Origin of the sequence: Xanthomonas euvesicatoria (genome assembly GCF_013112235.1) — a bacterium.
In the GTDB taxonomy this organism is placed as follows: Bacteria; Pseudomonadota; Gammaproteobacteria; order Xanthomonadales; family Xanthomonadaceae; genus Xanthomonas; species Xanthomonas euvesicatoria.
The window spans coordinates 3,757,831-3,770,362 of the sequence record NZ_JABFFS010000001.1 but is presented as its reverse complement, the minus strand read 5'-3'; the positions used below and the strand labels follow the sequence as shown (position 1 = coordinate 3,770,362).

14 protein-coding genes are annotated in these 12,532 nt (G+C 66.1%); 3 read left to right on the top strand and 11 right to left on the bottom strand.

What is annotated here, in order from left to right; genetic code table 11:
• Positions 1 to 123: 123 nt before the first annotated feature.
• From metX to ccmA, 10 genes are all read right to left on the bottom strand, one after another.
• Positions 124 to 1,326 (bottom strand): homoserine O-acetyltransferase MetX, encoded by a 1,203-nt coding sequence (metX, locus tag HLH45_RS16280; protein ID WP_008573803.1) that lies wholly within the window; start codon positions 1,324 to 1,326, stop codon positions 124 to 126.
• Between the two features lie 301 nt (positions 1,327 to 1,627).
• The gene (locus tag HLH45_RS16275; protein WP_008573804.1) at positions 1,628 to 2,641 is read right to left on the bottom strand and encodes a tetratricopeptide repeat protein; all 1,014 of its coding nucleotides are present in this window, start codon (positions 2,639 to 2,641) and stop codon (positions 1,628 to 1,630) included.
• Positions 2,641 to 3,072, bottom strand: coding sequence for a cytochrome c-type biogenesis protein (locus tag HLH45_RS16270; RefSeq protein WP_008573805.1), 432 nt, complete (start codon positions 3,070 to 3,072; stop codon positions 2,641 to 2,643). The genes HLH45_RS16275 and HLH45_RS16270 overlap by 1 nt, the downstream gene beginning before the upstream one ends.
• On the bottom strand, positions 3,069 to 3,671 hold the full coding sequence (locus HLH45_RS16265; protein WP_008573806.1) for a DsbE family thiol:disulfide interchange protein: 603 nt from the start codon (positions 3,669 to 3,671) through the stop codon (positions 3,069 to 3,071). Before HLH45_RS16265 ends, HLH45_RS16270 begins: the two co-directional genes overlap by 4 nt.
• A complete protein-coding gene (locus HLH45_RS16260) occupies positions 3,664 to 5,601 on the bottom strand; it encodes a heme lyase CcmF/NrfE family subunit (RefSeq protein ID WP_008573807.1) in 1,938 nt (645 codons plus the stop codon). Before HLH45_RS16260 ends, HLH45_RS16265 begins: the two co-directional genes overlap by 8 nt.
• 171 nt (positions 5,602 to 5,772) lie before the next feature.
• A complete protein-coding gene (gene ccmE / locus HLH45_RS16255) occupies positions 5,773 to 6,243 on the bottom strand; it encodes a cytochrome c maturation protein CcmE (RefSeq protein WP_011347685.1) in 471 nt (156 codons plus the stop codon).
• Complete coding sequence (locus tag HLH45_RS21845; protein WP_008573809.1) at positions 6,240 to 6,410, bottom strand: heme exporter protein CcmD; 171 nt, start codon at positions 6,408 to 6,410, stop codon at positions 6,240 to 6,242. The genes ccmE and HLH45_RS21845 overlap by 4 nt, the downstream gene beginning before the upstream one ends.
• Complete coding sequence (gene ccmC, locus HLH45_RS16245) at positions 6,407 to 7,159, bottom strand: heme ABC transporter permease CcmC (RefSeq protein WP_008573810.1); 753 nt, start codon at positions 7,157 to 7,159, stop codon at positions 6,407 to 6,409. The genes HLH45_RS21845 and ccmC overlap by 4 nt, the downstream gene beginning before the upstream one ends.
• A 94-nt stretch (positions 7,160 to 7,253) precedes the next feature.
• Entirely contained in the window at positions 7,254 to 7,949 is a 696-nt protein-coding gene (ccmB, locus tag HLH45_RS16240) for a heme exporter protein CcmB (RefSeq protein ID WP_008573811.1), read from the bottom strand.
• Entirely contained in the window at positions 7,946 to 8,590 is a 645-nt protein-coding gene (ccmA, locus tag HLH45_RS16235) for a heme ABC exporter ATP-binding protein CcmA (RefSeq protein WP_008573812.1), read from the bottom strand. Before ccmA ends, ccmB begins: the two co-directional genes overlap by 4 nt.
• 226 nt (positions 8,591 to 8,816) lie before the next feature.
• On the opposite strand from ccmA, the gene HLH45_RS16230 reads away from it, so the two are divergent.
• A complete protein-coding gene (locus HLH45_RS16230; protein WP_008573813.1) occupies positions 8,817 to 9,965 on the top strand; it encodes a pyridoxal phosphate-dependent aminotransferase in 1,149 nt (382 codons plus the stop codon).
• A 140-nt stretch (positions 9,966 to 10,105) separates the two neighbouring features.
• The gene (locus tag HLH45_RS16225) at positions 10,106 to 10,906 is read left to right on the top strand and encodes an amidohydrolase (RefSeq protein ID WP_008573814.1); all 801 of its coding nucleotides are present in this window, start codon (positions 10,106 to 10,108) and stop codon (positions 10,904 to 10,906) included.
• A gap of 86 nt (positions 10,907 to 10,992) precedes the next feature.
• On the opposite strand, the gene HLH45_RS16220 is transcribed toward HLH45_RS16225, so the two are convergent.
• Positions 10,993 to 11,763, bottom strand: a complete 771-nt coding sequence (locus HLH45_RS16220) for a glutaminyl-peptide cyclotransferase (RefSeq protein ID WP_008573815.1) — start codon at positions 11,761 to 11,763, stop codon at positions 10,993 to 10,995.
• Between the two features lie 163 nt (positions 11,764 to 11,926).
• Here HLH45_RS16220 and HLH45_RS16215 point away from each other — a divergent pair, with 163 nt between their 5' ends.
• Positions 11,927 to 12,364 carry a hypothetical protein gene (locus tag HLH45_RS16215; RefSeq protein ID WP_003487019.1) on the top strand — a complete coding sequence of 146 codons (438 nt, stop codon included), beginning with the start codon at positions 11,927 to 11,929 and terminating at the stop codon, positions 12,362 to 12,364.
• Positions 12,365 to 12,532: the final 168 nt, after the last annotated feature.

Below are 12,532 nucleotides of genomic sequence, written 5' to 3'. Positions count from 1 at the left end.
TGCCGGTGCGATCTGCGCGCATATCACGCATCAACTGCCCAGCCGGAAAAAACAGCGGTGACGGTCGTCATCTTCCAGCAGCATCGGCCGAGATCCGGCGGCGCAGAGCGACGTTCAAGGAACTCAACAGTCCTGCAAAAAATCGCGGACCGCTGGGCCGAAGCGGGCGAAATCGACCAGGAACGCGTCATGGCCTTGCGGCGAATCCAGGCCGATGAAGTGCGCATCGGCGCCGCCGGCACGCAGGCCGTCGGCAATCTGCTCCTGCTGCTGCACCGGGAACAGGATGTCGGTGTTGGCACCGATCGCCAGCGCACGCGCGATGCGGATACGCGCCAGGCCGGCAAGCACCGTGTCGGCGGTCGAGACGCCGGTCTGCGGCTTGGCGGAGGCGGGCAGGGCATCTGCATGGGCGTGGTCGATGGCAGAGTCGGTAGCCGGTTGCTCGTCGACATGCTCGGCCAGGTCGAACCAGTCCATCGAGCGGCTCAGGTACAGATAGCAGTTGGGGTCGAAGAAGCGCACGAAGCGGCGCGCGTGGCCTTCCAGATAGCTTTCCACCTGAAATTCCAGCCCGAACGGATCATCTGCCGCCTGCTCGGAATCCAGTCGCACGCGGCCGAAACGACCGTCCCATTCCAGCGCCGAGCGATAGGTGATCACGCCGAGCTTGCGCGCCATGCGCATGCCCGATTCCGGGTAGCGGGCATCGTCGTAGTGGCCGCCGTTCCAGTGTGGATCCAGCCGGATCGCCTCGCGTTGCAACGAGCGGATTGCGATCGAAAACGGCAATGCCTGCGCGCTGCCGGAGATATTGATATGGCTGCGCGCGATGCCGGGATGACGCAGCAATAGCGCCAGCGCGGTCATGCCGCCCATCGAGTTGCCGATCAGGCAGGCCAGTTGCGCGATACCCAGTGCGCGTACCACATCGGCTGCGGCGTCGGCCACGTCTTCGATCGACAAATCCGGAAAGGTGAGGCGATACGGCGCGCCGGTTGCAGGGTTCACCGAGGCCGGCCCGGTCGAGCCCTTGCAACTGCCCAAGGAATTGACGCAGACCACGAACCAGCGTGCGGTATCGATCGGCTTGCCCGGGCCCAGCATCGCTTCCCACCAGCCCGGCTCGGGGTTGGCCTGGTTTGCCGCCGCGTGCGCATTGGGCGACAGGCCGGTGACGATCAGGATCGCGTTGCTGCGATCTGCGGCCAGCGTGCCCCAGGTCTCGTACGCCACGCGTGCCTGATGCAGCACGCCACCGCGCTTCATCGGAAACGGCGAGGGCAGGGCGTGGTACAGCGTGCCGGCAGGGATGAATTCAGTCATGGGCCAATTCTAGCTGGCACTGCGCGAGGGTGCTGGGGGCATGTGAGATGGGAAATACACGAAGCGAGGGGCGCTCATTTGATACGCGATTAGGCTGCTGGCCGGCGGTGCGTACATTCGTCTGCATGCGCATGTAGACAACGGAACATCCGGCTCAGCAGGCAATCGCAAACGCCGCTCGATCTGTGTCGATGCACGCGTGATGTACCTTCAGTACAGCGGCATGGCTGCACGAAGATCGAGTGTTTGCCCGCATCAGTTAGGTCGATGACCTCGCCCATCACACGCATTGCGTCGGCCATCAGCGGCCGATCACCAGTTCCACCGGCGCGGCCGCAGGCAGTGCGACCGTCACCGGAGCGCTCTCCACGTCATCGGCCTGGCGCATGGCGTTGCCGCTGCGCGACAGCCGTGCCAGCAGCTGTACGTTGTCCAGCGACGACAGCGTGCGCGTCGGCATCGGGCTGTCGCCATCGTCCAGCGTGATGGTCAATGGAAGCTCGCGCAGCGCGTGTTTTTCCACCGCCACCGGCATCGGCGTGTCGGCCGCGCGCGCGATCACGAACACGCTGGTATCGCCGGGCAGTCCGGCGCGCTTGGCGAATTCGGCATCCAGCGTCACGCGCACCTGAAGGCGTTTGCCACTCGCTGCAGCGGCGGTAGGCGCAGCCGGTGCCTGGATCGGCTCGAGCCTGGCGTCCTGTCGGGCGGCATTGATCTGTTCGAGCAGGCCGGGGCGGGTGGAGGCATCGACCACGCGCAATAGCGGCTCCCATGTCGCACTGGCCTTGGCCGGCTCACCGGCTTGGCGCTGCACCACCCCCAGGAACCAGCGCGCGCGTTGGTGGTCCGGTTGCACCGCCAGCGCATGTTCGAGCAGGCGCATGGCTTCCGGGTCCGGGCGGCCGCTGTCGTCGGCAAGCATGCGCGCCTGCGCCGCGGCGACCAGCACGTCCGCTTCGTCCGGACGGAGTGCGACCGCGCGTGCGAAGGCATCGCGCGCTTCGGCAAATTTCTGCTGGCTGGACAGTGAGCGCCCCAGCAACACCCAGCCCTCGGCCTGTTCGGGGTGACTGGCCAGCGCCGCGCGCAGCTGCACGATGGCTTCATCCAGCGAACGTGGCGTGGCCGGGCGATCGGTCGGCTGCGTGATGGCGCCTGGCGCTCCGACTAGCCAGTACAACGCCGTGCTCGCGGCCAGCAGCAACACTGCCACGCTTGCGGCCAGGCCGCGCGCTTCGCGCCACAGCGGGCGCAACACCACGCCGAAGGCCAGTAGCGCAATCACGATCCCCGCGACGACAAAGCCGGCCATCACCACTCCTGCTCATCGGCAGGCACGGCGGGCGCGGCCACGCTGCGTTTGCGTACCACCCGCACCACGGCGCCCGCGCCCAGCAGCAACACCAGCAGCGGACCGAACCATAGCAGCCAGGTGCGCGACTCCACCCGCGGGCGATACAGCACGAACTCGCCATAGCGCGCGACCAGGAACTGGCGGATCTGCGCATCGCTGCGGCCCTCGTGCATCAGCGCCAGCACCTCCCGGCGCAGGTCCTGCGCAATCTGCGCGTTGGAATCGGCCAGCGACTGGTTCTGGCATTGCACGCAGCGCAACTCGGCGGTGAGTGCGTGAAAACGCGCCTCCTCTTCGGCCGATGCATAGCGCAGCGGCGCCGGATCGCCGACCGGCTGGGCGAATGCCAGCCAGGGCAGTAACACTAGCGTCAGCAGCCAGCGGGTCATTGTTTGGCGTGCAGGTCCGGTGCGGCGGTGGGCGAACGTTCGATCTTGCTTAGCGCCGGAATCAACTGGGTGTCGATGATGGATTGGGTCAGCATGCCGCTGTACTTCCAACGCACCACGCCACGCCCGTCGACCAAGAAGGTTTCCGGCGCGGCAGCAATGCCGAAATCGATGGCGGTGCGGCCATCCTGATCGGCGACCACCAGCAGATACGGGTTGCCGAGTTGTTCGAGCCAGCGCAGCGCATCGTTGCGCTCGTCCTTCCAGTTGTAGCCGATCACGCGTACGCGCTTGGTCAGTGCGAAGCGGCTCAATACCGGGTGTTCTTCGCGGCAGGCCGGGCACCAGCTGCCCCACACGTTGATGATGTACGGCGCGCCGCGCAATTCGCGCGCATGCACCACGATGGCCGGGTCGTGCAGCAGCGGCAGCGCGAATTCCGGCGCCGGTTTGCCGATCAACGCAGAGGGCAGGGCATCGCGATCGTCCTGACCGGAGCGCACCACCGCGTAGACCAGCAGCGCTGCCAGGGCGAGCAGCAGCACGATGGCGCCCACGAGAACCGCAGTGGGCAGGCGGGGCGAACGTGACTCAACCATCTTGGATCTCCGGAGAACGACGAAAACGCCGGTCGGCCGCGGTCACCAGGCCGCCAAGCGCCATCAGCAGCGCTCCCAGCCAGATCCAGCGGACGAACGGTTTGAGGTGGACACGCACCGCCCAGGCCTGGTTGCCCAGCGGTTCGCCAAGGGCGACATACAGGTCGCCAAACGGGCCAGGACGAATCGCCGCCTCGGTCAATGTCTGGCCACCGCTGGCGTAGCGGCGCTTTTCGGCCTGCAGCGCGCCCACCGGCGCATCGTCCTTGAGCACCTGCAGGTTGGCACGGTCGGCCACGTAATTGGGCCCGCGCAGTTCTTCCAGCCCGTCGAAATGCAGGGCATAGCGGCCGATCTGTACCTGCTGCCCGGGCGCAAGCGCCACTTCGCGCTGCAGGCTCAATCCCTCCACCAGCAGGGCACCGGACAGGAACACCGCAACGCCCAGGTGCGCCAGCACCATGCCCAGCATCTCGGCGGTGAATCTGCGCCCCTTGGCCGCCCGCCGCGTCCACAGGAACCGCGCGGTGCCCAGCAGCACCCAGGCTGCACCGGCGACACCGAAGGCGGCTTTCAACTGTCCCTGCGGCGCGACCAACCAGGCCAGCACGCCGGCCGCCAGCGCCAGGCCTGCCCACGGCGCCAGCATCGCCACCGGCCGCGAGGCCTGTTCGCGCTGCCAGCGGGTGAGCGGGCCGAACGGCAGCAGCGCCACCAGCGGCGCCATCAGCACCACGAACAAGGTGCCGAAGTAGGGCGGGCCGACCGACAACTTGCCCAGTCCCAACGCATCGGCGAGCAGCGGGTACAAGGTGCCCAGCAACACCATGGCGCAGGCGCAGGTGAGCAGCAGGTTGTTCAACAGCAGCAGGGTTTCGCGCGAGCTGCCGGCGAATGCGCGACGCGGATCGTCCGCCACCGACAGAAGCGGCGCGCGCAGGGCATACAGCAGCAACGAACCACCGACCACGGCCAGCAGGAATACCAGAATGAACAGCCCGCGCGACGGGTCGGCGGCGAACGAATGCACGCTGGTCAACACGCCCGAGCGCACCAGGAAGGTGCCCAGCAGCGACAGCGCGAAGGCGGCGATTGCCAGCAACAAGGTCCAGCTGGCGAAGCTGCCGCGCTTTTCGGTCACCGCCTGCGAATGCAGCAGTGCGGTGCCCACCAGCCACGGCATGAAACTGGCGTTCTCCACCGGGTCCCAGAACCACCAGCCCCCCCAGCCCAGCTCGTAATACGCCCACCAGCTACCGAGCGCGATGCCCACGGTGAGCATCGACCAGGCGACATTGGTCCACGGCCGCGTCCAGCGCAGCCAGCGCGCATCCATACGGCCTTCCAGCAGCGCGGCGATGGCGAACGCGAACGGCACCGCAAAGCCGACGTAGCCGCAATACAGCATCGGCGGATGGACGATCAGCCCCGGATCCTGCAGCAGCGGATTGAGGTCGCCACCTTCCGGCGGCACCGGAAACAACCGCGCAAACGGGTTGGAGGTGAACAGCAGGAACGCCAGAAACCCAATACTCACCAGCGCCATGACGCCGAGCACGCGCGCGATCACATGCGCCGGCAGCTGCCGCGACCAGATCGCCACCGCGCCGGTCCACAACGCCAGCACCAGCGTCCACAGCAGTAGCGAGCCTTCGTGCGCGCCCCACACCGCCGAATAGCGGTACATCACCGGCAGCAGGCTGTTGGAATTCTCGGCGACGTAGCGCACCGAAAAATCCTGCACCAAGAAGGCATGCGTCAACACGGCAAAGGCCGATGCGATCAGTGCCAGCTGCACCAGCGCTGCCGGCCGCGCCACGGCCATCCAGCTGCTGCGTCCGCGTTGTGCGCCTGCCAGCGGCACCACGGCCTGCACCAGCGCCACCAGCAGGGCCAGCACCAGCAGGAACGTCCCGAGTTCAGGAAGCATCGGGTCGGCGCGTTGTCGAGCGTGGGTCCGTGCCACGACGGAAGGTGCATTGCAGAGTTCGCATTACTGCAGCGGTTGCACCTGCTTGCCAACGCACGGCGACATCGTTAGCCACGCACCCGCCGCGCAAGCCACCTGTCTGCAGAAATGCCGATCTCCTGACACACGCCATCAATGCAGCTCTCCAGCTTGGCCCGCAGCTGTCGGCACATCGTGCTTGCGATGCGCGCTGCCCATCTTGTCGGCGACTTCCTTCGGCATATAGGTTTCGTCGTGCTTGGCCAGCACATCTTCGGCGACGAAGATGCCGTTCTGCATGCGGCCGGTGGCCACCACTGCCTGCCCCTCGCGAAACAGGTCCGGCAGGATGCGGTCGTAACTGACGGGCAATTGCGCATCGCCATCGGTGACGCGGAATTGCGCTTCCAATGCACCGGAGGCGCGTTTGAACGAGCCTTTTTCGACCATGCCGCCAAGCCGGAAGCGCGAATGCGCGCCGGCATCGCCACGCAGCACTTCCGAGGGCGTGTACAGGTAGGCCACGTTACGCTGCAAGGCCATGGCCACCAGCGTGGTTGCCAGCCCGCCGGCCAGCACCAAGGCCAGCACCAGCCACAGGCGGCGGCGACGTTGCGGGTTCACCGGATCAGCTCCGCATCGCTGGGCACCGCGCGCTTGCGCTCGCGCAGACGGCGCGCCTGGGCGGTCTTCAGGGCGCGACGTACCTGCCAACGGCCGGCAATCAGATCCCACAGCAGCACCAGCACGAACACCGCATAGGCGGCGATGACGTAAGGCAGGTAGCTCATGCCGCACTCTCCTGCGCATCGCGCACGATCCAGGCCTTGCCCGCCTCGCGGCGCAGGTTGTCGGCGCGAGCGCGCGTCAACAGCGACCCGACAAACCAGAACTTGGTGCCGATCACCATCAACCACAGCGGCAGCAGCATGCTTGCGTCGATGGTGGACGGCCCAAGCAGGCGGATGCTCTGGCCCTGATGCAGCGAATTCCACCACACCACCGAATAGCGGATCACCGGCAGCAGCGCCACCCCGACGATGGCCAGCAACGCCGCCGCGCGCGCCGCCTGACGGCGGTCGTCGATGGCGTGATACAGGCCGATCACGCCCAGATACAGAAACAGCAGGATCAATTCGGTGGTCAGGCGCGGGTCCCAGTCCCACCAGGCGCCCCACATCGGTTTGCCCCAGATGCTGCCGGTCAGCAAGGTGATCACGGTAAACGCAGCGCCGATCGGCGCGCACGCCATCGCCAGGATCTCGCAGATCTTGATGCGCCAGATCAACGCGATGGCCGCATACAGCGCCATCAGCCCGAACACGAACAGGCTCATCCACGCGCTCGGCACATGGATGTAGAGAATACGAAAGCTGTCGCCTTGCTGGTAATCCGCCGGCACCGCAAACAAGGCCTGCCAGATGCCCACACCCAGCAGCAACGCGGCCAGCGCGTAGCACCAGGGTGCCCAGCGCGCAGTAAAACGGTCGAAGATCGGGGGCGATGCGAGTTGATGGAACCAGCGGACGACGACGTTCATGCGATGGCAGTAGCCTTTGGAATGGCATTGGCTCTCGAAACAGCAACAACGCGTTGTGCGGGACGTGCTATCGACAATGCATCGAGTGCAGCGCTCAACTCAACGAAATGCGGATCGCGGCCGCCGCAGCCAGCGGTGCCAGGACCACGCCGATCACCAGTCCGGCGCCCAACAACAACAACGCACCCACCGCATCCTGCCCTTGTCCGCTGGCCGCCACGCTGCCGGCACCAAACACCAGCACCGGCACGTACAGCGGCAACGCCAGCAACGCCACGAGAATACCAGAGCGCTTCATCGTCACCGTCAGTGCCGCAACGACAGCGCCGAGCAGGCTCAGGAGCGGCGTTCCCAGCGCCAACGATGCCAGCAGCACCGGTAATTGGTCATGCGGCAGGTGCAGCAATTCGCCCAGCAGCGGCGTCACGGCAATCAGCGGCAGCGCACTGGTCGCCCAATGCAGCAGCACGCGCACTGCGATCAACCAGGCCAACGGCACCGGTGCCAGCAGCCACTGCTCCATCGAGCCGTCTTCCACATCGCTGCGGAACAAGGCGTCCAGCGACAGCAGGCCAGCCAGCAACACCGACAGCCACAGCACCGCCGGCGCGGCCTGCGCAAGCAGGTCCGGGCGTCCGCCCAGTCCCAACGCGAACAACACCACGATGAGCAATGCGAACAGTGCCGGCTGCAATGCATCGCTGCGGCGTCGCCACAGCAGGTGCAGGTCGCGGGCAAGCAGGGCGCGGGCCGCCTGCCAGAGCGAGGGTTGCGGCGAATGCGTGCTCATGCCGCTGCCTCCAGCGTGAGCATGCGGGTGCGCACCGGTGGCGCTGCATACGCGCCGTGCGTGGTGACTAGCGCCGCGCCACCGCCGCGCAGATGCGCGGAGATCATTCGGTTAACCAGGGTGATGCCATCCAGATCCAGATTGGCGTACGGCTCATCCAGCAACCAGAGCGGCGCCGGCGACAGCCATAGCCGTGCCAGCGCCAGCCGCTTGCGCTGGCCAGCCGACAATTGCCGCACCAGTGCATCTTCGTAACCGGCCAGGCCGACGATCGCCAGCGCGCTGCCGGGCATCTGCTTGGCGCGACGGCCGTGCAGGCCGCACAGGAAGTGCAGGTTCTCCAGCGTGCTGAGGTCGGCCTTCAGGCCGGGCAGGTGGCCGAGGTAGGCCATGAAGCGGCTGCGGTCGCCGCGCTTGGCGGTCTTGCCATCGATCTGGATCTGCCCGCGCTCCACGTGCAGCAGGCCAGCCAGTACGCGCAGCAACGTGGTCTTGCCGGCGCCGTTGTCGCCTTGCACCAGCAACGCTTCGCCGGCATCGACATGGAAATCGAGCGGGCCAAACACCGGCTCCTCGTTGCGACTGAAGGCCAGGGCGTGCGCCGCCAGCAGCGGCGGTGCGGTGTGCAGCGGTTCGATCATCGGTGCAGCAGGCTCGGGTCGCAGGACGGCATGGGGAAGGGCCGGGGCAGGCACGCGCCGGACCGGGCGCGCATTGTAGCGACGATGGTGGCATGCCGGGGACGCCTGCGGCATCGCCGCAGGCGCCGCGATGTGTCAGGGAACGCTGTTTTGCAGCGTCCGGGCGCAACCGGCTGGCGGCTTTGCGTACACTCGCGGTCCCCCGTTTCTTGTCCGGACAGGCACCATGCCCCTCACGACCAAGCTGCCCAAGGTGGGCACCACCATCTTCACCGTCATGTCGCAGCTGGCGGCCGAGCACGGCGCGGTCAATCTGGGCCAGGGCTTTCCCGATTTCGCGGTGCCGCAGCGGCTGGTCGACGAACTGAGCAAGGCCATGGCGGCCGGCCACAACCAGTATCCACCGATGACCGGCGTGGCCGCGTTGCGCCAGGCCATCGCCGGCAAGGCACAGCGCTGCTATGGCGCGCAGGTCGATGCCGACACCGAGATCACCGTCACCAGCGGTGCCACCGAGGCGATCTTCAACGCCATCCACGCGGTGGTGCGCGCCGGCGAAGAGGTCATCGTGCTGGACCCGGCCTACGACTGCTACGAGCCGGCGATCGATCTGGCCGGCGCACGTGCCGTGCATGTGGCGCTGCACCCGCAGACCTTTGCGGTCGACTGGGCTGCGCTACGCGCCGCGATCACCCCAAAGACGCGCCTGTTGATGATCAACTCGCCGCACAACCCGTCCGGCGCGATGCTGTCGGCCGAGGACATGCAGACGCTGACTGAGCTGTTGCGCGGCACCGACATCTTTTTGCTGTCCGATGAGGTCTACGAACACATCGTGTTCGATGGCCGCCGGCACGAATCGGTGCTGCGTTGGCCGGAACTGCGCGAGCGCGCATTGGTGATTTCCAGCTTCGGCAAGACCTACCACTGCACCGGCTGGAAGATCGGCTACGCCATCGCACCGCCGGCGCTCACGGCCGAATTCCGCAAGGTGCACCAGTACAACACCTTCACCAGCTTCGGCCCGGCCCAGCACGCCTTTGCTGCGATGATCCGCGACGAGCCCGAACACGACGAGCAACTGGGCGCGTTCTACCAAGCCAAGCGCGACCGCTTCCGCGAACGGCTGCTGGCCACGCGCTTGAAGCCGTTGCCTGTGCCCGGCGGCTACTTCCAGCTGGTGGACTACTCAGCCATCAGCGATCTGCCCGATACCGAATTCGTGAAGTGGCTGACGATCGAGAAGGGCGTGGCCGCGATCCCATTGTCGCCGTTCTACCAGAACGCGCCTGCAGGGCAGCGCCTGGCGCGGCTGTGCTTTGCCAAGAACGATGCGACGCTGGATGCGGCGATCGAGCGCCTGCAGAAGCTCTGACGGGCGGGGATTCGGGATTCGGGATTGGCAACGGCGGCGCGCTGTTCGTTGCTTTGAATCCACACGAAACCGATAGCACCAAGCCGCCCGACATCCGCTGTTTCGAATCCCGAATCCCGCCTCCCAAATCCCGCCTCTCTATGAACGACCTGCGCATCTCCCTGATCCAAGGCGACACCCGCTGGCATGACCCGGCCGGTAACCGCGACTATTACGCTGCGCTGCTGGAGCCGCTGGCCGGGCAGACCGATCTGGTGATCCTGCCGGAAACCTTCACCAGCGGATTCTCCAACGACGCCATCGACAAGGCCGAAGGGATGGACGGGCCGACCGTGGCGTGGGTGCGTGCGCAAGCCGCACGCCTGGGTGCAGCGGTCACCGGCAGCGTGCAGTTGCGCACTGATGCCGGGGTATTCAACCGGCTGCTCTGGGCCACGCCCGATGGGGCGTTGCAGTACTACGACAAGCGCCACCTGTTTCGCTTCGGCAACGAGCATCTGCGTTATGCGGCCGGGCGCGAGCGGCTGACGGTGGAATGGAAGGGTTGGCGGATCAATCCGCAGGTCTGCTACGACCTGCGGTTTCCGGTGTTCTGCCGCAACCGCTTCGATGTCGAACGCCCGGGGCAGATGGATTTTGATCTGCAAGTGTTCGTCGCCAACTGGCCGTCCGCCCGCGCCTACGCGTGGAAGACGTTGCTGCGCGCACGCGCGATCGAAAACCTGTGTTTCGTGGCGGCGGTCAACCGGATTGGCATCGATGGCAACCAACTGCATTACGCCGGCGACAGCGCGGTGATCGATTTCCTCGGTCAGCCGCAGGTGGAAATCCGCGAACGCGAGCAGGTGGTCACCACCACCATCAGCGCAACTGCGCTGGCCGAGCACCGCGCCCGTTTTCCCGCGATGTTGGATGCAGATCGGTTCGAGATTGGGGATTAGCGATCCGGGATCGGCACAGGCTGCTGCCGGGCAGTTGCAAGCCCGGCCGCTGTCGCCAATCCCGAATCCCGAATCTCTAATCCCGGCTACTGAGCCAGCTTGATCTCGTAGATCTTCGGCCAGCGCTTTCCGGTGACGAACAAGCGATCGTGCGCGGCGTCGTAGGCGATGCCGTTGAGGACATCGTTGGTGGGGTCGGTCAAGGTGTCCGGGTCTGGCACCAGTGCCTTGAGGTCGACCCAGGCGATGACCTTGCCGTTGGCGGGGTCGATGCGTGCGATGCGGGTGGTCAGCCACACGTTGGCCAGCAACTGGCCCTTGACCCATTCCAGCTCGTTGAGGTTGTCCAGCGGCTTGCCGCGGGCGGTGACCTTGATGCTGCCGATCTGTTTCAGGCTCTGCGGATCCAGCCGGCGGATGTTGGCGGTTCCGTCGCTCATATAGAGCTGGCGATCATCGCTGGTCAGCGCCCAGCCCTCGCCGGAATAGGTGAATTGGGTACGCGGTGCCAGCGTGGCCAGGTCGTAGACGAAGCCGCGCTGATTGCGCCAGGTCAGCTGGATCAGGCGATCTTTCCAGGCCACGATGCCTTCGCCATAGAAAGGCGGCGGCGTATTGACCTGCTGCAGGACGTTGCCGCTGTCCAGGTCGACCTTGCGCACGCTGGACTGGCCCAGCTCGCCGGTACTCTCGTAGAGATGCCCGTCCAGATAGAACAGGCCTTCGGTAAAGGCAGCGGTATCGTGCGGATAGGTCTTGACGACGGTGTAACCCTGGGTGGGAATCGCCTCGCCGCAGTGGGCGAGGGCGGGCAGCAGCAGTGCGCTGGCGAGCAGGCTGTAGACGATGCGTGGCATGCGGCAATCATCCCATGTCGCGGCCGCAGGCGGCAGCTCTGTTGCCCTGTCGGACTTGGCTAAGACCCCGCTGAACAAACGCCTGCGCCGCGCTGGAATCTTGTCGCGGCTGCCACATCGGCGCTGCTAGTCTCGCGCCACGTCCACCACTGGCACTGCTCACATGATCAAGTCACTTTCGCTCATCGCGCTGCTTGGCGCCGCCACGCTGGCTCCGCAGGCGCAGGCCGCCGGCAACATCGATTGCCAGCTGTCGTTCAACTTGTCCGGCTGGTCGGTGTTCTACAAAACCGCCAGCGGTACCGGCACCATCAAGTGCGATAACGGTGCGGTCATTCCGGTCAAGATCTCCAGCAAAGGCGGTGGCCTGACGGTCGGTAAATCCAAGATCGTCGGCGGCCGCGGCACCTTCAGCGGTGCTTATAGCCTCAACGACCTGTTCGGCACGTATGCCGCCGCCGAAGCGCACGCGGGCGTCGTGAAGTCCAGCACCGCACAGGTCGTCACCAAGGGCGATATCTCGCTTGCGCTGGCAGGCACAGGCGAGGGCGTGGACCTGGGTGTCAACGTGGGTAACTTCGTGATCGAGCGTCGCAAGTAAGAGCGGTAACAAGCTGAGCGGGCTGTCCCCGGATGGGCGTGCGCTGCGCGCCCGACACCGGAGCGCACGGGTGGCAGGTGTCGATGTCGAGCAACGGTCGCGCCCACCCGAAGGCCGCGCAGTCGTGTTGCCGATCCAGGTCGCAGCATCGGGATCGCGCTCATTCAA